The organism is Hymenobacter glaciei, assembly GCF_039539585.1.
Lineage (GTDB): Bacteria > Bacteroidota > Bacteroidia > Cytophagales > Hymenobacteraceae > Hymenobacter > Hymenobacter glaciei.
The window spans coordinates 144589-164415 of record NZ_BAABDK010000032.1; the positions used below are offsets into that span (position 1 = coordinate 144589).

Consider the following 19827-nt stretch of genomic DNA (forward strand, 5'->3'; position numbering starts at 1 on the left):
CGTTGTCCAGCAAATGTACAAAATTGCCGGGTTGTTTCGATGGGTTAACAGACACCTAACCTAACGAAAAAGTATTTTTCCAGCCAGTGGTTCCGCTGTAGTACCTTCCCGCTACAACCCGCGGGCCGCCTAACGCGCCCGGGCAAGCAATGTGAATATTCGGTGGCCTTTGGCGGGTGGGCGGGCAGCGGCGCAGCGGCGGGCGGCGCGGGCGCACCCGTTTGGCCAAAGCGCAACCGATGCCTCACGCACCAAAGCCCGCCTGTTGCTGGGGCTGCTGCTGCTGCTGGCCGCCGGGCTGCCGCACCCCGGGCGGGCGCAGGTGCTGGTAGGAGCCACGCCGTTCGGGCCGGTGTTTCGAAAGCTGCGGCCAGCCGGGGCCGATACCTCGCTGCTGCTGCTGGCCCGGGCCCGCCGGGTGGGCGTGAGCACCTTTGTGCAAACCAGCGGCGCCCGCGGCTACCTGCTGCTGGGCCCGCGCCAGCAGCTGCGCTACCGCGTGGGCACCGAGTGGGTGTACGACTCGCGCGGGCTGCCACCCTTTGTGCGCGAAGACTACGGCGCCGACCTGGCGCACATCATCAGTTTGGGGGCATCTCAACACTGGCAGGTGGGCCAGCAGCTGCACTACGACCAGAGCCGCGCCAACAACACCCGCACCGGCCTGTGGCTGGGCCGCGTGGGCTACCAGGCCCGCCTGCGCCCCGGCCTGGCCACCGACTCGCTCAGCCAACTGCGCCTCACGGTGCTGGGCGGCCTGGCCACCGACCGCCGCAACAGCCGCCAGGATGCCGGCCTGGCCTACGGCTTCGATGCGGCGGCTATCTACTTCTTGAACGGGGCCACCGCCGCGCCGCTGGTGTCGCGCGTGCTGGGTACCCGCGCCGCGCTGGGGCCGCGCACCATGCAGCGGCTGGTAGCCGAGGCCACCGGCGAGCAGGCTTTTCTGGAAAACGCGGCCCTGACCGTGCAGGGGCGGGTGGGCTACCGCACCAACCGCGCTGAGGACTACCTGGGGGGCTCGGTGCAGCGCATTCAGTCCGACACGGTGCTGGCGCAGGCGGGGGCCAGCTACCGGCTGAATTCCTACACCACCCTGCGCTCCGACAACAGTGTGCTGCTGCCCACCCGCGCCTTCCGCTACCGGCGGCTGAGCGAGGAGGCCGACACCTTGCAGGACGTGGGCTACCGCCAGCGAGAACTCGACACCCGGCAGGAGCTGCGCTTTGCCCGGCCCCGGCTGCAAACCAGCTTCAGCTTTGCCTACCGCGAACGCAAGCGGGGGTACTACCTCGACAACTCGCGCTACCTGAATGCGGCCCGGCTGGCCACTGCGCTGGCCCGCGAGCAGGTGAAGGACATCACCGAGCAAACCACGCTCTGGCAGGGCTCGCTGACTTGGCTGCCCACGCCTCGCCACGCGCTGGCCTTATTAGGCACGGCCCAGCTGCTGCGCGTGGATGCCCCCAGCAAGGACAACCAGCAAACCCGCGACGAAGCCCAGCACCTGCTGCGCCTGACCTGGACCGGGCGCTGGGCCGGGGCTTTCCGCACCACGCTGGCCGTGGCGGGCGAGTACCGCCAGACGGTGTTCATCAGGGCCGGGCTGAGTGCCGAGAACTACGCCGACCACCTGCTACACTGGGAGCCGGGCTTCACGTGGGCCCCCGGGCGCTGGAGCATCCGCTCGACCTACCACTTGTGGGTGAGCTACCAGGTGCGCGACCAGGCCACCGAGCAGGCCCGCAGCCGCGCCAGTCGTGTGCTCGAGCAAAGCCAGAGCCTGAGCTACCAGCTGCGGCCGCGCCTGCTGCTGCTGGCCGACTACCAGCGCCGCGAGAACCGCGTGGGCCAGCTCAACTGGGCGCGGTTTCGGGAGAGCCCGCTCGACACCAGCGTGACGCACGACCTGAGCGTGGGGGCGCGGCAGAGTTGGGCCGGGCCGCGCGGCAGCACCAGCCTGCGCCTAGGGTACCGCCTGCTCGAGCAGCGCAACTACGGCCGCGCCGCCCTGCTGCTCGACCAGCCCACCGGCCCGGCTACCTCGCTCATCTACCTACACAACATCACCCGCCAGCAGGGGCCCGAGGTGGGCATCGAGCGCCGCGCCGGGGGGCTTACCCTCACAGCCAGCCTGTGGCTGCAGTGGCTGCGTACCTATTACGCCTACCAAACCGGCAAGGGCGGCTTCAACGGCACGAGCTACGCGGCGGCCGATTTGGCCCGCGAGACGCGCCGGGTGCTGCCGTATTTCGAGGTGGCCGCCGAATGGCGCGTGGGCCGGCGGTAGGAGGGAGGGCCGGTTACGGCCGCGGGGCGGCCAGCGAATCGCGGCGGTTTAGCAATTGCTGGGCGCTGACGTCTTTGTCGATGGTGATGTAATCGGGGCTCTTGATGGTGCTGCCCAAAAACCGCACGCTGGGCCGGATGGCAATGCTGACGCGGCTGGGCTGGCGGTTGCGGTCGGCCAGGCCCAGCGCGAAGTTGCCGAGGGCCTCGCCGCCGCCGTTGGTCAGGGCCCGGCGCACGTCGGCGGTCACGGGCACCGAGGCCACGGCCGTGCTGTTGGGGCCTACCTCGATGCGTTCGGTAGTGGCGCCGCTGGCTACCTCGTTGCCGTCGAGCAGGATTTTATAGTCGAGGGCGTTGAGGGCCGCCACGGCGTTGTTGGGGTTGGTTACCTGCAGGTTCACGCGCATGGCCAGGGGCAGCGAGCCGGTGGCGTAGGCGGCTAGCAGGCGGGCGCGGTCGGTGCCGCTCAGGTCGGCCGCCGTGCGCACATTGGTTACGTCGATGCCGCCCAAGGTGGCCTGCTCGATGGATTGCAGCCGAAACGTGCAGTTGCGGAAGTTCTGGCCTTCTTCTTTCTGGCGGTTCACGCCGGCGCAGCTGCCGAGGCCCAGGGCCGCACTCAGCAGGGCCGCAGAACAAGCAAGTTTGAAATGAAGGGGCGCGAAATTGAAGTTCATAGCGATGGGGAAGAGGAGGAGAGATACAGGAGGCCACGGACTTACCAAGTCGTCGGGGCCAATCCGTGAAAAGTACGGCTGCCTCTAGAAACGGTTGTTGGGTCCTTGCCGAAAGCCATGCCCCGTGGCCATACCGTCCCATTCCCTGCCCATGCGGCGAGGTTAGCCGTCATCCAGTAGCCGATTTGAATTGCAAGACGCGCCAGTTGCTACTGTATTTCGAGGTAGCGGCCGAGTGACGCGTAGGCCAGCGGTGGGAGCGGGGAAGTCGTAAAATTCCATCTCGGGCAACTGCTGACTTTGGAATCCTGCCCGGTCTCTCAGGGTCAAACCCCTATATTCGCACCTCCTTTCCACGGCTTTACCCAGCCCCGATGACTTCATTTTCTGCTGAATTACGCGTATCCGGGCAGTCCTTCCCGGTGTTGCAGTGCGCTTTTGGAGTCGAACAAGCCACGCACCAGCGGGGGCGGGTGAGCACGAAAGTGCGCTACGGCCCGGTGCAGCTCGTGCTTTCCGTGCCCGAGGACGACACCCTGTTCGGTTGGGCCAACGACGCCCAAAAACGGCAGCCGGCCCAGGTCTTCTTCCGCGACAGCGACGGCGGCAGCGACGGCGGCAGCGTGCTCGAAACGCTGGAGCTGAAAGCCGCCTACTGCGTGAGCTACCACGAGCAGTTTGTCAGCGGCGACGCGCGGGGCGGGGCCTACCAGTGCTACCTGACCCTGTCCGACCCCGGCGGCTGGACCCTGACGGCCGGTGGCCCGGCCTCGGCCTTCGTGGCCCCGGCCGCCCGCAACCACGGCCTGCCGGGGGCAGCGGCAGACGCACTAGAGCGAGAAACGAGTAACGATGAAGAAATGGGTGTTGTACCCACTCCCCATTTTGCATCATTAGTTGAGCCTAGTCAAGGGCTGGCAGTAGTATTAGCAAGTTGCTTAAGTATCAAGCAACCCCAGGTTTTCGACCCTGAAATTGACCCTAATCTGTTTCGCAATCAAGTAATCACAGATTTAGAGAAAATCTATGCAACACACACAGGCAAAAAGATGCTTGAGTCTTTGGCTGATTCGGGTAAGAAGGTCACCATTCATCACTCAATAAATGGTAATGCCATCGGTGGTTATCGGGTGCCCGAAGGCCGTTTTCTGCAAGTTGATGGTCCTGGTATCGGTACCGACAGCAATATTGCCTACAACCCCTCGGTAGAGAGTGTAGGAAAAGAAGATGTTTGGGAGACGCGGCCTCCTGCTATTGGTTTGGCACACGAGTTAATACATGCCGAGCAAGCGGCTTATGGCCGTATGCCGACCGGAAAAGCACCCAATGGACCGCTACTAAAACACCCCGATTCAAAGGCTGAAAAATTAGCGGATATTCGAGAGCTTGAAGCAGTGGGAGTACCACCGCATGATAAATATCCGTTTTCAGAAAATAAAATCCGTGCTGAATGGGACCCGAAGCAACCACCGCGCGACTGGTATTAGCAAGTAGCTAATTAGGTTGTTATTCTTAATCCCTTCTTCCTTTTTTCCGCTCATGGCTTTCCCTATCGAACAGCAATCTCACCATTGCACCCTAGAGGTCACCGCGTTATTAAACTCGCCAGCTTCCGTGAAGTTACATTACCGGGTGCGGAATAACACGGACCAAATCCTGTTCTTGTTTAACCGTTTCTGGACTTCTATCAATGCCAATGGCGAGTATCAAGTACAGCCCAATATGGTAAACGTACAAGCGAGTTCTGCCCGCGTTGTCGTAAGCAAGGCAGTGGTAGCAGTACCGGAGGATATGGAGGTGGAAAAGCACTATACGCCATGTTTGAGCAGGTTGGGGCCTCATGATACGTACGAAGAGACGTTGGAAATCCCTGTCCCACTGGTGCCATTTACATGGTACCAAGCCCCTTGGAACATACCAGCTGCCGGAACAGAACAGTTAGCGCTTCGTCCATTGTATTTCGAACTGGGTTACCTAGTTGTTAGCCCCGAGCGAGAGGCAATAATCACGCAGGTCGCCACTTCGCAGGAACCGGCATATTTCTGGGCTACCGAGCCAGAGGACCAACTACTCGTTGGTGCGGGCCCTTTACTGCCAAGTATTGAGGTCTTGCTGTAGTAATAAAGAGGCGTGAAACCCTGCTATAGAAGCGGGCCTACCAGTGCCGGCTGACCCTGTCGGACCCAGGCGGCTGGACCCTGACGGCGGGCGGCCCGGCCGCGGCCTTTGTGGCCCCGGCCGCGCGGAATCATAGGCTACCGGGGGCGGTGGTGAATACACTAGCAGCACATTTGACTTTAAATGAGTCTGATGCTTCGCCACTAGGGGGAAACCTACTTCCCTCATCAGGGGTAACTGACTTGGCTTTGAGTCCAGAACTGGCAGCAATGTTAGGTCAGTCGATTGTGGTTGAGCGTGCTGGAGGAGAGGATGGCCCCGATGCATTTCAAGAAATCGTAAAATCGCATCTTCAGGAGATTTACAATACTTCGACGGGGCGTAAGCTATTAGAGTCGTTACACGCATCCGGTAAGCAGATGACCATTCAATATCCATTGCAGGATGGCCTAAACCGGGCTCTTATACCCAAAGACGCCACCAGCATCAATAATTGCTTTTACCAAGCAGACGGCATTACCCCGGGTGCAGGACAGGGACTGACGGTGAACTATTCCCCAGCCCGAGAATTTCTTGGCGGACAAGAAGAATGGCAGAGCCGGCCACCAGCAATTGGACTCGCGCACGAGTTGATTCACGCGGAGCAGGCAGCTTATGGCAGGATGCGTAGAGGACAGGCCGTTAATCCGGGCGTAGTCAACAAAATGGATGCAACTAAACCGACCCTGACTTCCATACTTGAGTTGGAAACGGTGGGCGTGCCACCTCATGACGATTACCACGTTACTGAAAATAAAATACGTGCGGAATGGGCAGCCCCCCAACCGATACGACCTAGGTATTAATCCGGGTTATTTTCTTTGTTTTTCGATTATCAACGCAATGAATACCTTAGAACAAGCCATGTCGTTAGACAAAACTCTGACGGTGATGGGAAGCGACTGTACGCTAAAAGTAGCCATAGCTTGCCCGGTGCCTAACGTACTGCGGCTACACTATTGGGTACACAACCATTCGGACCTGCCACTGTACCTGTGTAATCAGCTTTATAAGGTAATTACCCGCGACCACACTACGGGTGAACTGGTCTATGCAGTTCAGCCAAACCTTGCGAATGTGCGCTTGGAATCGGAGCATGTGGTAGTGGGTAAAACAGTAGTGGATGTACCGGAGTGGATGTTTGTGGAATCTCACCAGATACCTTGCCTCAGCCGCATACTTCCCGGCGAGGAGTGGGAGGAAACTTTCGATTTGTCGTTACCGCTAATGCCCTATACTGTGTACGACTACTCTCCGTCAACAGGAAAACCTGTGTCGCGCAAGCTTGTGTTTGAATTGGGTTACTTCCTGGCTTCACCGCATACAGAAGACTTTATTACTTCCGTTCGTACTTCATCTGGTACCGCTTATTACATCGACCCGTTTCCGGCCAGCGAACAATCACTGCTAGCGGTAGGTCCCTGGACGGAACCCGTTTTCGTGGTTAGTGAGGTATAAAGCCACTTTCTAACCGAGTGGCGAAGTTCGACTAAGCTTTTCTCAACCAAAATACGCAAGCCACACACCAGCGGGGGCGGGTGAGCACGAAAGTGCGCTACGGCCCGGTGCAGTTGGTGCTGTCGGTGCCCGAGGGCGACACGCTGTTTGGCTGGGCCAACGAGGCGCAGAAGCGCCAGCCAGCTCAGGTGTTTTTCCGCGACGGCGACGGGGGCAGCGTGCTCGAAACGCTGGAGCTGAAGGCGGCCTACTGCGTGAGCTACCACGAGCAATTTGTCAGCGGCGCTTATGCTTCTACTTGTCTCGGAAGCGCCGCCAGTAGCTCTTCCAAGCCCTGTTGCAAGGCTTCGGCGGCAGCGGTGAGTTCAGGTGCGGGGAGGCCCAGGGTTTCCACGGTGTCGAGCAGCGGGGTTAGGCTGGCGGCGCCCAGTAGGCGCAGGGAGGGGCGCAGCTTGTGCGCTACCGCTGCCACGGCTGGCCATTGGGCAGCGATAGCGGCAGCACGCAACTCGACTACGCTGGCGGGGGTGTTGGTATGGAAGGAGGTCAGCACCCGGTTCATGAACGTGGTGTTGCCGTGAGCCGTCTGGCGCAGCAAGCCGAGGTCGAATACCGGAAGCGGACCGGTGGTTGGAACGGGGAGGACTGGACGGGGACGGGCCACCGACACCGCCACCGCTGTGGGCAACGTGGCGGTGCGCGCATTGCGTCGGCGGCGCGGGGGCGGTGCCACCGGTCCGGCCGGCGCCGACAACAGCGCCGGCGTACCGGCAATGAGGCCAGCCAGTTTCAGCAGGAGCTCGGCCTCGTCGAAGGGCTTAGGCAGGGTGTCGTTCAGGCCGGCTGCCAGGTACTTTTCCGCATCGGCCGGAAAAGCGTTGGCCGTGAGGGCCAGGATGGGCGTTGCCGCCCGCCGGGCGTCGGCGTGCGCCCGGATGCGGGCCGTGGCGTCCAGGCCATTAATGCCCGGCATCTGAATATCCATCAGGATGGCGTCGTAGTGGTGCAGCTCGAACAAGTCCAGGGCCTCCAGGCCGCTGCCAGCTTCGTCCACGAGCACGCCGTGGCTTTCGAGCAGCAACAGGGCCACTTCGCGGTTCACAGGATTGTCCTCGACCAGCAGCACGCGGCGGCCGCGCACGGCGGCTTCGGGCAGCGGCTGGGCGGGGGCCGACGGAGCCAATTGCTGGGCCGAGGCCTTGGGCAGCGTGAGGGTGAAGGCAAAGGAGCTGCCCTGGCCCAACTCGCTCTGCACCGTGAGGCGGCCGCCCATGCGCGTTACCAGCGCCCGGCTAATGCTCAGCCCCAGTCCCGTGCCGCCAAATTGCCGGGTAGTGTCAGCATAGGCCTGGGCAAACTCCTGGAAGATGGTCTCGAGCTTGTTGGGCGCAATGCCAATGCCCGTATCGGTCACCCGAAACTCGACGGTAAGTGTCTCATCCAAGTCGCTCACTAGGTAACTGCCTACCGTGATGGTGCCGCCGGCGGGCGTGAACTTCACGGCATTGGCCAGCAGGTTGAGCAGAATCTGGTTGATGCGGTGCGAGTCGCCGACTACCCAGGGCAGGGAGCAGGACTCGCTCAGGCGGGTGCTCAACACCCGAATGCCTTTTTCGGCGGCCTGCAGCACCAGCGGTTCGGTGGCGTGGGCCGTCGTTTCACACAGGTTGAATACGCGCTGCTCCAGCTCCAGCTTGCCTGACGTGATTTTGGCCATGTCGAGCACATCGTTCACCACGTTCAGCAGGTGGCGCCCCGAGTACTGAATGATGTCGGTGTAATTGCGCTGCTGCTCGCTGAGCGAGGTTTTGGCCAATAGGCCGGTCATGCCCAGCACCCCGTTTAGCGGCGTACGTATTTCGTGGCTCATGTTGGCCAGGAAGTTTTCGCGGGCCACGGCGGCCGCCTCGGCTACGTGCTGCGCGGCTTTTAAGTCGGTAACGTTGGTGCTCACGCCCAGTATGCACACGGTGCCATCGGCCATGGTAATGGGGCGGCGCACGCTCTGAAACCAGTGTTCGTCGCCGTTGGGCAGCACCACCCGGTCTTCGCTGGTTACCGACGAGCCCGTGCGCAGGGCCTCTTCATCGGCTTTGGCAATGGCCTGGATGTCGTCGGGCCGCAGGGCCTCATCGAGCGAGTCGGAACCGGTGAGATTCAGCAGGCGCTCGCGCATGAGGGCCATGGTGCGGTTCTGGAAGATGATGCGGCTCAGGTGGCCCGTACGGTACTGCTCGCGCACGTAAATGAGGTTGGGCGCCAGGTCGAGCACCTGCTCGGTAAAGGTTTGCTGGGCTTTCACCTGGGCCTCGCTCTGGCGGGTGCGCGCCTCGGCCAGCCGCCGGGTCGTAATATCGAAGCCGTAGCACACTACCTGGCGCAGCACCCCACCCGGCCCAAACACGGGCTGGTAGTAGCACAGCCAGTACAGCATGGGCGTACCGTCGGGGCCGGGCCAGCGCTCCTCCCAGCTCACGAGCGCACGGGTGCTCACGGCCCGTTCGAACAGGCGGTGGCGGCGCAGGGCTACTTCCGGGGGCAGGCCGCGCACGGCGCAGTGTTCAGCAAAGGTGCGGCCGATGCGCGCGCGCCGCCTTACTGGGTCGGGCTCGGCGTAGGGGTTCACGTAGCGGTAGTGCTCATCGGGGCCCAGCACGGTCACCACCGCTGGCAGGTAGGCCATAATGGTTTCGTAGAACTCGCGCTGGTCGGCCACGGCCTGCTCGGCCTGCCGCTGGGCGGTCACGTCGGTCAGGAACAACAGTACCGAGTTGTCCTCCGCAATCGGTACGGCCGAGAGTACGTAAAACAGGCCGTTTGCCGTGATGCTCTGCTGCTCGAGTTGCTGCTGGCGCAGGGCCTGGCCCATCGCCTGCAACAGCTGCGAGCGCAACCGCGAGGGGCCGGCCGCCATCAATTCGGCCACAATAGGCGTGGCAGCGGCGTTGGCGTAGCGTAGCGTGCCGCTGGCATCGAGCCGCAGCACGGGGTTGGGGTTCAACTCGGGTACCTGGGCGCGGGCTTGCAGCTGTGCCGTTGCTTCTTCGGCCTGCACACGGCGGGCACGCTCGGCCAGGTAGAGGTCGCGCAGCGCCGCCGGGTCGGAAGGAAGGTGGTCAGGTTGCATCAAAGCGGGTGGGATACGAGAAGGGGGATAGCCAGGGAAAGGATAAAGAACGTTATAAAAGCCCGTCATGCAGAGCGCAGCGAAGCATCTTTACCGCAATTGTAAAATCAATTACTTCGGCGGTAAAGATGCTTCGCTGCGCTCTGCATGACGGCCAATTGCACTCAAAAAGTCCTACAGCTCCTTGCGCAGCCGGGCTACCGGAATGTTGAGCTGCTCGCGGTACTTGGCCACGGTGCGGCGGGCAATGTTGTAGCCGCGGGCATTGAGCATCTTCTCCAGTTTGTCGTCACTTAGGGGGCGCTCTTTGCTTTCCTTGCCGATGAGCTCCTTCAGAATGCTCTTCACCTCGCGGCTGCTGGCATCTTCGCCCGAGTCGGTGGCGATGCCTTCCGAGAAAAAGTATTTGAGGGGATAGATGCCGAATTCCGTCTGGATGGATTTGGAGTTGGCCACCCGGCTCACTGTCGAAATGTCCATGCTGATGCGCAGGGCAATGTCCTTCAGAATCATGGGCTTCAGCTTGCCCTCGTCGCCTTCGGCAAAGAAGTCGCGCTGCAGCTCCACAATGGCATTCATGGTGCGCAGCAGCGTGTTCTGGCGCTGCCGAATGGCGTCGATAAACCACTTGGCCGAGTCCAGCTTTTGCTTCACGAAGGTCACGGCCTCCTTCATTTTCTGGTCCTTCTTGGCCGCCTTGTCGTAGGTCCGGAACATCTCGGTGTAGGCCGGGCTCACGCGCAGCTCGGGGGCATTGCGGGCGTTCAGGGTGAGGTTGAATACGCCATTGTCATTCGTCAGAATGAAGTCGGGCATCAGGTACTGCGTTTTGCCCAGGCCGCTGGGGCCGCTGCCGCCGGGCTTGGGGTTTAGCTTGAGAATCACGCCAATGGCCTCTTTCAGCTCGTCGTCCTCCAAATCCAGCTTCTGCTGAATGCGCGGGTAGTGCTTCTTGCTGAACTCGTCGAAGGTTTCGGTGAGGATGCGCTCGGCGTTCACCGTGTTCTCGTCCTGGGGCCGGCGCTCCAGTTGCAGCAGCAGGCACTCGGGCAGGTCGCGGGCGGCAATGCCGGGCGGGTCGAACTGCTGCACCACGCGCAACACGGCCTCAATTTCGGCCACGGTTACCTCCAGGTTCTGCGAAAAAGCGAGGTCGTTGGCAATGGCCGAGAGGTCGCGCCGGATGTAGCCGTCGCCGTCAATCGAGCCGATGAGCTGCTGACCGATGGCCTCCTGGCGCTCGTCGAGGCTGGCGAAATGCAGCTGGTCGAGCAGCGAATCGAGCAGCGAACCGCTGGTGTCGGCCAGCGGGGTGTCGCGCTCTTCTTCCTCGCCGGGGCCGTCGCCCTGCATCTTGTAGCCCGCAATTTCGTCGTCGTTGAGGTAGTCGCTCAGGTCGAGGTCGGTGTTGTCTGCGGCGGTTTCGCTGTCGGCCGGGCCTTCGTCCTTGGGCTGGATTTCGGGCTCCGGCATCTCGTCGGCCGTTTCCGCGTCGTTGCCGCTGCTGCGGTCTTCAAAGTCCTCATCCAGCGTGTTTTCGTCGTTGTCGAGGCTGGCATCCGGGTCATCGTCGTCCGAGTCGTCCTCGTCGCGCTCCAGCTCCTCGGTGTCGTCCGGCTCGTCCTCTTCTAGCGCCGGGTTCACCTCCATTTCCTCCTTGATGCGCGTCTCCAGCTCCGCCGTCGGGATTTGCAGCAGCTTGATAAACTGAATCTGCTGCGGACTAAGCTTTTGGGAGAGGAGCTGTTTGAGGTCGAGGCGTTGCATAATGACGAAAGTACGGAAAGGAGGAGGCGGAGGTCAATTTTACTGCGCTTGAGCCTGAAAAGTTGACGCAAGGCGCAGCCTTTGCTGCGTCGGTGCCGGCGTTGTTCGCTTGCATGGCTGGGCATGGCGCAGCAAAGGCTGCGCCCTACCTTTGCTCATTCATCCGCTTCCCCGCAAGTTATGTCCCTCAAACGGTCCACCGTCAAAGAACTCCTGGCCAGCCAGGACCTCGACCGCGAAGTCCTGGTTAAAGGCTGGGTTCGCTCCCGCCGCGGCAACAAGTACGTGCAGTTCATCATCGTGAACGACGGCTCCACCATCCACACCATTCAGGCCGTGGCCGCCGCCGAGAATTTCCCCGAGGAAAGCCTCAAAGACGTGGGCAATGGCGCGGCTGTGGCCATTCGGGGCATGCTGGTAGCGTCGCAGGGCAAAGGCCAGGCGGTCGAGATTCAGGCTACTGAAATTACGGTGCTGGGCGCGGCCGATGCCGAAGCTTACCCGCTGCAAAAGAAAGCCACTTCGCTCGAGCACCTGCGCGACATCGCCCACCTGCGCCCCCGCACCAACACGTTTGGCGCGGTGCTGCGCATCCGGCACGCGCTGGCCTTCGCCGTGCACCAGTATTTCAACGACCACGGTTTTTTCTACGTCCACACGCCCATCATCACCGGCTCCGATGCCGAGGGCGCGGGCCAGATGTTCCGCGTCACCACGCTATCGGCCGACAAGCCACCGCTGGCCGAGGACGGTTCGGTCGACTACACCCAGGACTTCTTCGGTAAGCAAACCAACCTCACCGTGTCGGGCCAACTCGAGGGTGAATTGGCGGCCATGGCGCTGGGCAGTATTTACACGTTCGGTCCCACCTTCCGGGCCGAGAACTCCAACACGGCCCGCCACCTGGCCGAGTTCTGGATGATTGAGCCCGAAGTGGCCTTTAACGAGCTCGAAGAAAACATGGACCTCGCGGAGGACTTTCTCCAGAGCCTGGTGCGCTATGCCCTGCAGCACTGCGCCGACGACCTGGCTTTCCTCAATGAGCAGTATGATAAGGAACTGCTCGGCCGCCTCAACTTTGTGGTCGAGAACGCCTTCCAGCGCCTCACCTACACCGAGGCCGTCGATATCCTGAAATCGGCGAAGCAGAAGTTTGAATTCCCCGTGGATTGGGGCACCGACCTGCAGTCGGAGCACGAGCGGTACCTGGTCGAGAAGCATTTCAAGAAGCCCGTTATCCTCACCAACTACCCGAAGGAAATCAAAGCCTTCTACATGAAGCTGGACGATGACGGCCGCACCGTGCGCGCTATGGACGTGCTATTTCCCGGCATCGGCGAAATCATCGGCGGCTCGCAGCGCGAGGAGGACTACACCAAGCTCACCACCCGCATGGCCGAAATGCACGTGCCCACCGAAGACCTCGACTGGTACCTCGACACCCGCCGCTTCGGCAGCGCGCCACACGCGGGCTTCGGCCTGGGCTTCGAGCGCCTCGTGCTCTTCGTGACCGGCATGAGCAACATCCGCGACGTGATTCCCTTCCCGCGCTACCCCAAAAACGCAGCGTTTTAAATGAAGAAAACAGCGTTTTAAATAAAAAAGGCGGCCATCGGGCCGCCTTTTTTGTGAGTTCAGAGGTCTAGTGAGCCACTAGTTTTTGTCTTTGTTCTTGCCCTTGTTTTTGTACTTGCCACCGTCTCGGTCGCCTTCATCGCGTTTGTAGCCGCCGTTGCCGCCGTCTTGCATCTTTTTAGCCTGGCCAGGAGGCATACCGTGTGGGTGCCCTTTCTTCGGGTACTTGTTGCTGTATTCATTATAACGCACCCAAGGTTGTGTACCGTTGTAGTCAAGGATAACAGGGTGGAAGTTCGCTGAGTCGTAGCCAGGCAAGGTCTCCGTGCGTATCCACTGGCCGTTGCGCTGCACTATGTACTGCCGGGTAGCAAGTTCGTAGTAGCCCGCAATCTCAGGTACGTAATAATATTGCACACCCAACGGCGTAGGAGGGCCCCAGTTGGGTTGGGTGGGGTTGACCACCGCCGTTTGGGCTTGGGCAGTGGGCGCGATGGCAAGGGACAGCAAGCCGAGTACGGCCACGCAAAGCGTTTTCTGAAGCGTGTTCATGGGACAAATTTAGTTGAGAAGATGAACTGTGAGCTGGCCTTGGCAAGGACAGTGCCAAGCCAGGACGGTGGGTGTACACTACTGTGAGTGGCCAAGTTCAGAGCCGGAAAACTGCTGCCGAGGTGCGCGCTATGGACGCGCTATTTCCCGGCATCGGCGAAATCATCGGCAGCTCGCAGCGCGAGGAGGACTACACCAAGCTCACCACCCGCATGGCCGAGATGCACGTGCCCACCGAAGACCTCGACTGGTACCTCGATACCCGCCGTTTCGGCAGCGCGCCGCACGCGGGCTTCGGCCTGGGCTTCGAGCGCCTCGTGCTGTTCGTGACCGGCATGAGCAACATCCGCGACGTAATTCCCTTCCCGCGCTACCCCAAAAACGCAGCGTTTTAAGTCTCCAGCGCAGGACCGGGTTTTAATGTGCTTCCTTTAGCTCGCTGGCCTGGGTTGACAAAGCGCAGCAAAAAAGGCAGCCCCGCGAAGGGCTGCCTTTTTTGGTTGGAATGAGACGTTAGTCGCGGCCTTTACCTTTGTTTTTGCCGTTTCCACGACCTTTACCGCGGTCATCATCGTCACGGTCGTCGTCGCGGCGGCCATCGGGCTGGCGTACGCCGGGGAGGGGAATATAAATTCCGCCGTCGTGGTTCCGGTCGCGGTTATCGGCGTCGCGGTTGCGGTATTGCTTTTTGGCTTGCCCGGGCGGCAGGCCCCCGTTGCTGGGGTTGCTGCGGTAGCCTTGCTTTTTGGCCTGGCCGGGGGGCAACGCGCCGTTGCTGGGATTGCCGCCGCGGGGGTAGCGGGTACGGTACTCGTCGTAGCGCGACCAAGGCTGCGCGCCCACGTAGTCGACCACTACCGGGTGGAAATTGGTGGGATTATAACCCGCTAGGGTAGCAGTGCGAATCCAGTTGCCATCGCGGCGCACTACGTACTGGCGGGCCGCCACATCGTAGAACCCGTTGGTCTCGGGGATGTAGTAGTACTGCGCACCAGCGGGCACGGCCGGCCCCCAGCTGGGTGGGGCCATGCTGATGTTAATCTGGGCGTGGGCGGCCGGGGCCGCCACAAGGGCTGCACTACCCAGCAGGGCCGCGCAAAGCAGGGTGGGAAGACGTTTCATCAGCAGGAATTCAAGAGGTGAATAAAAAAGCCCGGTCGGACGCGTGTCCGGCCGGGCACAGGCTTTATACTAAGTTTCTGGGCGGCAAGTTGAGTACTGCCGAGCTAGTCACGGCCATGGCGGCCGCTCCCTTGGCTGTGGCCGCTGGTGCCTTGCCCGTTATTACTAGGGCTATTGCCGGTACTGCCATGGGCATGGCCGCCACCGTAGCTACCATTGCCGCCCGACTGCGGCTGTTGTGGCTGGCTACCGTACCCACCACGAGGGTTGGCACCGTAGCTACCGCCGCCACTGGGGTATTGGCCCTGGCCGCCACGTGGGCTGTTACCGTACCCGCCGTTGCCGTACCCGCTACCGTTGTTGTATCGGCCGCCACCGTAGTGGCCCCGGCCGCCGCCATAGTAGCCGCCGCTGGGGTAGTTGCTGCGGCCATAGCCATTGCTGTAGTAGCCGTTGCCATAGCCGCGGCTGTAGTTGCAGTAAGGCTGGTAGGCGTAGCGCTGGTGATAGTAGTCGCGCTGGCACCAGGGCTCACGGCCCCGGTACTGGATAACCACCGGGTGGAATTGGTAGGGGTCGTAGCCATACAACTCCGGCAGGGGCACCCAGTAGCCGTCATCGAACACGATGTATTGCTGCGAGTACAGGTCGTAGTAGCCATCAATCTCGGGGATGTAGTAGTACTGCGTGCCGTAGGAAACCTGCGGCCCCCAAGCCGGTGCGCCAATGTTGATGTTTACCCCCACTTGCGCCTGAGCGGTAGGAGCGGCAAACAAGGCAAGCGCGCCCACCAAAGCGGCGCCGATAAGTGTAGCGAGGGATTTCATGACGATTGAGGTAAGGAATGAGGCGCGGCACCAAGGCTACCGCCGCAGCTATAGGTGCAAGGCAAGTGCCAAGATGACGGGTGAATGGGAGTGAACGATGAATATTATTACCAGACCTATCACAGGAAGGGTACAGAAACGAATCTGTGCTGAAGGTGTGATGGTTATGCGGAGCTGGGGTTGGTGTTGTACGAGGCTTTAACTACTTAAAATGGAAGTCCGCTTGCTTGCAGCTTGCTCATCGGGGCCAACTGCGGGCACAAACCACCCGGCTGCCGTGTTATGCACCAACGCCCGGCCCAATGGGTTGGCTAACGCGGCTGGCAATTTGCTCGTTTTCGTAGTCTTCGGGCTCCCTTCTTCCGTACCTTTACGCACTTATTCGCTGCGTTCCTGAATGGCCAAAAAATCCACCGCAACTCCGGTTACCGAAGCCCCAATGGCGCAAGCCAAAGCTCCGAAAACCGTCAAGAAGACTTCTGCTAAAAACGGTGCTTCGGCCGCTGCCGAAACGGCTGCCGCCGTGCGCGACCTCGCCGAAATGCCGGCTGCCGGGCCCACGACCGGGCACGTGCACGGCCAACTCAACGGCCATAGCCCCGCATCCAAGCATCTGGAGGCGCAGTACATCGAGGTGTACGGCGCACGCGAGCACAACCTGAAAAACGTGTCGGTGAAAATTCCGCGCAACCGGTTGGTGGTGTTCACGGGCATTTCGGGCTCGGGCAAGTCGAGCCTGGCCTTCGATACCATCTACGCCGAGGGGCAGCGGCGCTACATGGAGACGTTTTCGGCCTATGCTCGCAGTTTCATGGGCGGGCTGGAGCGGCCCGACGTGGACAAGATTGAGGGCCTGTCGCCGGTTATCAGCATCGAGCAGAAAACCACCTCGCGCAACCCGCGCTCCACGGTGGGCACCATCACCGAAATCTACGATTTCCTGCGCTTGCTCTACGCGCGTACAGCCGAAGCTTTCAGCTACGCCACGGGCAAGAAGATGATTCGGCAGAGCGACGACCAGATTATCAACTACATCATTAAGCACTTCGATGGCAAGAAGCTGGTGGTGCTGGCGCCGGTGGTAAAAGGCCGCAAAGGCCATTACCGCGAGGATTTTCAGAAGATTGCCAAGCTGGGCTTCACCAAGGTGCGCGTCGATGGCGAAATCCTCGACATCACGCCCAAGATGCAGGTGGACCGCTACAAAATCCACGATATCGAAATCGTGATTGACCGGCTGCTGGTGAAGGAGGAAGACCGGTTTCGCCTCTCGGGCTCGGTGCAGAACGCGCTAACGCACGGCAAAGGCACTATGCTGGTGCTCGACCCTGATGCCAAAAAAGGCCAGCCGCAGTTCTTCTCGCGCTTTTTGATGGACCCCGCCACCGGCATCGCCTACGATGACCCGGCACCGAACACCTTCTCGTTTAACTCGCCCTACGGCGCCTGCCCCACCTGCAACGGCTTGGGCGACGTGCAGGAAATCACGGAAGAAGCCGTGTTGCCCGACCGCAAGCTGAGCATTAGCCGGGGTGGCATCGCGCCACTGGGCGAGTACCGTGACATCTGGATTTTCCAGCAACTGTCGCTCATCCTCAAGAAGAACAAGGCCACCCTGAATACGCCCCTCGACAAGCTGCCTGAGGAGCTGCTGAAGCGCCTGCTCCACGGCATTTCGGAAGACGAAGCCGATAGCGGCAAAGGCATGTACAACGAGGTGTTCGAGGGCATTATCCCCTTCCTGCGGCGGCAGATGGATTCCGAGTCGGACAACATTCGGGAGTGGATTGCGCAGTACGCGCAGGCCCAGCCCTGCCCCGAGTGCCAGGGCTACCGCCTTAAGAAGGAAAGCCTGCACTTCAAGATGGACGGCAAGCACATCGGCGAGCTGTCGGTGATGGACTTGAACGACTTGGCAGCCTGGTTTGAGGACCTGGAAAGCCGCCTAACCGACCGTCAGAACGTAATTGCCCGCGAGTTGCTGAAGGAAATCCGCAAGCGCATCGGCTTCCTGCTCGAAGTAGGGTTGGACTACCTCAACCTGCACCGCCCGGTGCGCACGCTCAGCGGCGGCGAAAGCCAGCGCATCCGCCTCGCCACCCAGATTGGCACCCAGCTCGTGGGTGTGCTCTACATCATGGACGAGCCCAGCATTGGCCTTCACCAGCGCGACAACGAGCGGCTCATCAAGGCCCTGCAGCACCTGCGCGACATCGGCAACTCGGTGATTGTGGTGGAGCACGACAAGGACATGATACTGCACGCCGACCACGTGCTCGACATTGGCCCCGGCGCGGGCATCCACGGCGGCCACATTGTGGCCTCGGGCACGCCGCAGGAGATTTTCAATTCCGGCTCGCTCACCTCGCAATACCTCAGCGGGCAGAAGCACATCGAGATGCAGCGCAAGAAGCGCAAGGGCGAAGGCACCGAGCTGGTGCTGAAGGGCGCGAAGGGCAACAACCTCAAAAACGTGACCCTGAAGGTGCCGCTAGGCAAGCTCGTGGCCGTAACGGGTGTGTCGGGCTCGGGCAAGAGCACGCTCATCCACGACACGCTGTACCCGATTCTGAACCAGTATTTCTTCAACGCCAAGCGCGAGCCCTTGGCTTATGGCAGCATTGAGGGGCTGGATTTGGTAGACAAGGTGATTGAGGTGGACCAGTCGCCGATTGGGCGCACGCCGCGCTCGAACCCGGCTACGTACACCGGCGTGTTCACCGAAATCCGGCAGCTATTTGGGGAGATGGCGGAAGCCAAAATCCGCGGCTATGGCCCTGGGCGCTTCTCCTTCAACGTGAAGGGCGGGCGTTGTGAAACCTGCGAGGGTGCCGGCATCCGCACCATCGAGATGAATTTCCTGCCCGACGTGCACGTGCCCTGCGAAACCTGCAAAGGCCGCCGCTACAACCGCGAAACGCTGGAAGTACGCTTCAAAGGCAAGTCCATCACCGACATTCTCGACATGACGGTGGAGAAGGCTGTGGAGTTCTTTGAGTATCAGCCCCGCATCCTGCGCAAAATCAAGACCCTGAACGAGGTCGGCCTTGGCTACCTCACGCTGGGCCAGCAGGCTACCACACTTTCGGGCGGCGAGGCCCAGCGCGTGAAGCTGGCCACCGAACTCAGCAAAAAGGACACCGGCAAGACCTTCTACATCCTCGACGAGCCCACCACCGGCCTGCACTTCGAGGATATCAACCACCTCGCCGACGTACTCCAGAAGCTGGCCGACAAAGGCAACACCGTTCTTATCATCGAGCACAACCTCGACCTGATTAAAGTGGCCGACTACGTCATCGACATTGGTCCCGAGGGCGGCGCGGGCGGCGGTTTCATTGTGGCCCAGGGCACGCCCGAGCAGGTGGCCAAATCGGGCAAGGGCCACACGGCCCGATTCCTGGCCGAGGAACTGCGGACGAGCAAGTATGCGGCTGGGTAATTACACAACAGGTAATAAAATGCAAAAGGCCGCTTCAGTCTCCTGAAGCGGCCTTTTGCGTTGCTCAACCGAAGATTACATCTTCATGTCGTTGCCTTTCTGGGCCATGCCCAGGTGCATTTGCACCACGGGTAGTGTTTTGCCGATGAAAGCTTTCAGGTCGGCATCCTGAGTCATCTTTTCGTGGGCCATCATGGTGTTGGCCGTTTTCTGGTGGTCGGCCTGCATCTGGGCCAGGTACTTGGCTTCGAAATCCTTGCCCGAGAGCTTTTCCATGGCAGGAGCCATGGCTTTGTGCTCGGCGTCCATGTCAGTGGGCAGCTTTACGCCTTTCTTGTCGGCAATTTTCTTCAAATCAGCCGTCGATTTGCTGTGGTCGGCAATCATCTTGTTAGCCATTTCCTTGGCCATGCCAGTCACGCCTTTGGCCAGCGCCATCTTGCTTTGCTGAATCTCGTTCTGGTCGCTGTGGGCGGCCGTCATCATGAATTCGTTGTCGTCTTTGTGGGGGCCGGTGGGGCCGTTGGCGTCGCCCATGGCAGTGCCGCTGCCAGACATGGCATCAGAAGTGGAGGCAGTATCGGCCCCAGCAGCGGGAGTATTCGCCATGTTGCTGTCGGTCGCAGCGCCGTTTTCTGCGGTTTTGCTGCCGTCGCCGCAGGAGGTGAGGGCGAGCAAGCCTGAAGCCAGGAGGGGAAGGAGGGTGCGTTTCATAAGGTTGGAATGGGAGTGATGGAAAGAGGCGCGCAAGGCGTGTTTTTAGTGGTAGTACGCAATGGTTTAGGGAATATGTTACATTCCGACAGGGGTAATATGTATAAGCTGAGCGGT

General features: G+C 60.9%; 14 protein-coding genes and 2 pseudogenes. 9 read left to right on the forward strand and 7 right to left on the reverse strand.

Annotated elements, in window-relative coordinates:
* Nucleotides 1-151: 151 nt before the first annotated feature.
* Entirely contained in the window at nt 152-2290 is a 2139-nt protein-coding gene (locus ABD837_RS21530; RefSeq protein WP_345058728.1) for a hypothetical protein, read from the forward strand.
* 13 nt (nt 2291-2303) lie between these two features.
* On the opposite strand, the gene ABD837_RS21535 is transcribed toward ABD837_RS21530, so the two are convergent.
* Nucleotides 2304-2969 (reverse strand): LEA type 2 family protein, encoded by a 666-nt coding sequence (locus tag ABD837_RS21535; RefSeq protein ID WP_345058730.1) that lies wholly within the window; start codon nt 2967-2969, stop codon nt 2304-2306.
* 374 nt (nt 2970-3343) lie between these two features.
* Here ABD837_RS21535 and tssD (ABD837_RS21540) point away from each other — a divergent pair, with 374 nt between their 5' ends.
* From tssD (ABD837_RS21540) to tssD (ABD837_RS25080), 5 genes and pseudogenes are all read left to right on the forward strand, one after another.
* Nucleotides 3344-4456: a type VI secretion system tube protein TssD gene (gene tssD, locus ABD837_RS21540; RefSeq protein ID WP_345058732.1), complete on the forward strand. Its 1113-nt coding sequence runs from the start codon at nt 3344-3346 to the stop codon at nt 4454-4456.
* A gap of 52 nt (nt 4457-4508) precedes the next feature.
* The gene (locus ABD837_RS21545; RefSeq protein ID WP_345058734.1) at nt 4509-5087 is read left to right on the forward strand and encodes a hypothetical protein; all 579 of its coding nucleotides are present in this window, start codon (nt 4509-4511) and stop codon (nt 5085-5087) included.
* 248 nt (nt 5088-5335) lie between these two features.
* Nucleotides 5336-5932 (forward strand): M91 family zinc metallopeptidase, encoded by a 597-nt coding sequence (locus ABD837_RS21550; RefSeq protein WP_345058736.1) that lies wholly within the window; start codon nt 5336-5338, stop codon nt 5930-5932.
* A 37-nt stretch (nt 5933-5969) separates the two neighbouring features.
* Complete coding sequence (locus tag ABD837_RS21555) at nt 5970-6584, forward strand: hypothetical protein (protein ID WP_345058738.1); 615 nt, start codon at nt 5970-5972, stop codon at nt 6582-6584.
* 65 nt (nt 6585-6649) lie between these two features.
* Nucleotides 6650-6853, forward strand: a pseudogene (gene tssD / locus ABD837_RS25080) (type VI secretion system tube protein TssD); the annotation flags it as partial.
* 17 nt (nt 6854-6870) lie between these two features.
* On the opposite strand, the gene ABD837_RS21560 reads toward tssD (ABD837_RS25080), so the two are convergent.
* Together ABD837_RS21560 and rpoN are read right to left on the reverse strand one after the other, a co-directional pair.
* Nucleotides 6871-9711 (reverse strand): ATP-binding protein, encoded by a 2841-nt coding sequence (locus ABD837_RS21560; RefSeq protein ID WP_345058796.1) that lies wholly within the window; start codon nt 9709-9711, stop codon nt 6871-6873.
* 174 nt (nt 9712-9885) lie between these two features.
* Complete coding sequence (gene rpoN / locus ABD837_RS21565) at nt 9886-11478, reverse strand: RNA polymerase factor sigma-54 (protein WP_345058740.1); 1593 nt, start codon at nt 11476-11478, stop codon at nt 9886-9888.
* A gap of 180 nt (nt 11479-11658) precedes the next feature.
* On the opposite strand from rpoN, the gene asnS reads away from it, so the two are divergent.
* On the forward strand, nt 11659-13053 hold the full coding sequence (gene asnS / locus ABD837_RS21570; protein ID WP_345058742.1) for an asparagine--tRNA ligase: 1395 nt from the start codon (nt 11659-11661) through the stop codon (nt 13051-13053).
* A gap of 78 nt (nt 13054-13131) precedes the next feature.
* Here the strand turns inward: asnS and ABD837_RS21575 are convergent, their stop codons facing one another.
* A complete protein-coding gene (locus ABD837_RS21575) occupies nt 13132-13605 on the reverse strand; it encodes a hypothetical protein (protein WP_345058744.1) in 474 nt (157 codons plus the stop codon).
* A 116-nt stretch (nt 13606-13721) separates the two neighbouring features.
* On the opposite strand from ABD837_RS21575, the pseudogene ABD837_RS21580 reads away from it, so the two are divergent.
* Nucleotides 13722-14000: pseudogene (locus ABD837_RS21580) on the forward strand (amino acid--tRNA ligase-related protein); the annotation flags it as partial.
* Nucleotides 14001-14118: 118 nt separating this feature from the next.
* On the opposite strand, the gene ABD837_RS21585 reads toward ABD837_RS21580, so the two are convergent.
* Together ABD837_RS21585 and ABD837_RS21590 are read right to left on the reverse strand one after the other, a co-directional pair.
* Nucleotides 14119-14727, reverse strand: a complete 609-nt coding sequence (locus ABD837_RS21585; RefSeq protein ID WP_345058745.1) for a hypothetical protein — start codon at nt 14725-14727, stop codon at nt 14119-14121.
* A 104-nt stretch (nt 14728-14831) separates the two neighbouring features.
* Nucleotides 14832-15554 carry a hypothetical protein gene (locus tag ABD837_RS21590; protein ID WP_345058747.1) on the reverse strand — a complete coding sequence of 241 codons (723 nt, stop codon included), beginning with the start codon at nt 15552-15554 and terminating at the stop codon, nt 14832-14834.
* Nucleotides 15555-15951: 397 nt separating this feature from the next.
* On the opposite strand from ABD837_RS21590, the gene uvrA reads away from it, so the two are divergent.
* On the forward strand, nt 15952-18996 hold the full coding sequence (gene uvrA / locus ABD837_RS21595; protein ID WP_345058749.1) for an excinuclease ABC subunit UvrA: 3045 nt from the start codon (nt 15952-15954) through the stop codon (nt 18994-18996).
* A gap of 75 nt (nt 18997-19071) precedes the next feature.
* Here the strand turns inward: uvrA and ABD837_RS21600 are convergent, their stop codons facing one another.
* Nucleotides 19072-19710 (reverse strand): DUF4142 domain-containing protein, encoded by a 639-nt coding sequence (locus ABD837_RS21600; RefSeq protein ID WP_345058751.1) that lies wholly within the window; start codon nt 19708-19710, stop codon nt 19072-19074.
* Nucleotides 19711-19827 lie beyond the last annotated feature (117 nt).

Bases quoted from the DNA above. Each gene is read 5' to 3' on its own strand.
- ABD837_RS21535 (WP_345058730.1), bottom strand. From the start codon at position 2,969: ATGAACTTCAATTTCGCGCCCCTTCATTTCAAACTTGCTTGTTCTGCG.
- ABD837_RS21555 (WP_345058738.1), top strand. From the start codon at position 5,970: ATGAATACCTTAGAACAAGCCATGTCGTTAGACAAAACTCTGACGGTG.
- asnS (WP_345058742.1), top strand. From the start codon at position 11,659: ATGTCCCTCAAACGGTCCACCGTCAAAGAACTCCTGGCCAGCCAGGAC.
- tssD (WP_345058732.1), top strand. From the start codon at position 3,344: ATGACTTCATTTTCTGCTGAATTACGCGTATCCGGGCAGTCCTTCCCG.
- ABD837_RS21545 (WP_345058734.1), top strand. From the start codon at position 4,509: ATGGCTTTCCCTATCGAACAGCAATCTCACCATTGCACCCTAGAGGTC.
- ABD837_RS21600 (WP_345058751.1), bottom strand. From the start codon at position 19,710: ATGAAACGCACCCTCCTTCCCCTCCTGGCTTCAGGCTTGCTCGCCCTC.
- ABD837_RS21585 (WP_345058745.1), bottom strand. From the start codon at position 14,727: ATGAAACGTCTTCCCACCCTGCTTTGCGCGGCCCTGCTGGGTAGTGCA.
- ABD837_RS21575 (WP_345058744.1), bottom strand. From the start codon at position 13,605: ATGAACACGCTTCAGAAAACGCTTTGCGTGGCCGTACTCGGCTTGCTG.
- ABD837_RS21560 (WP_345058796.1), bottom strand. From the start codon at position 9,711: ATGCAACCTGACCACCTTCCTTCCGACCCGGCGGCGCTGCGCGACCTC.
- uvrA (WP_345058749.1), top strand. From the start codon at position 15,952: ATGGCCAAAAAATCCACCGCAACTCCGGTTACCGAAGCCCCAATGGCG.
- rpoN (WP_345058740.1), bottom strand. From the start codon at position 11,478: ATGCAACGCCTCGACCTCAAACAGCTCCTCTCCCAAAAGCTTAGTCCG.
- ABD837_RS21590 (WP_345058747.1), bottom strand. From the start codon at position 15,554: ATGAAATCCCTCGCTACACTTATCGGCGCCGCTTTGGTGGGCGCGCTT.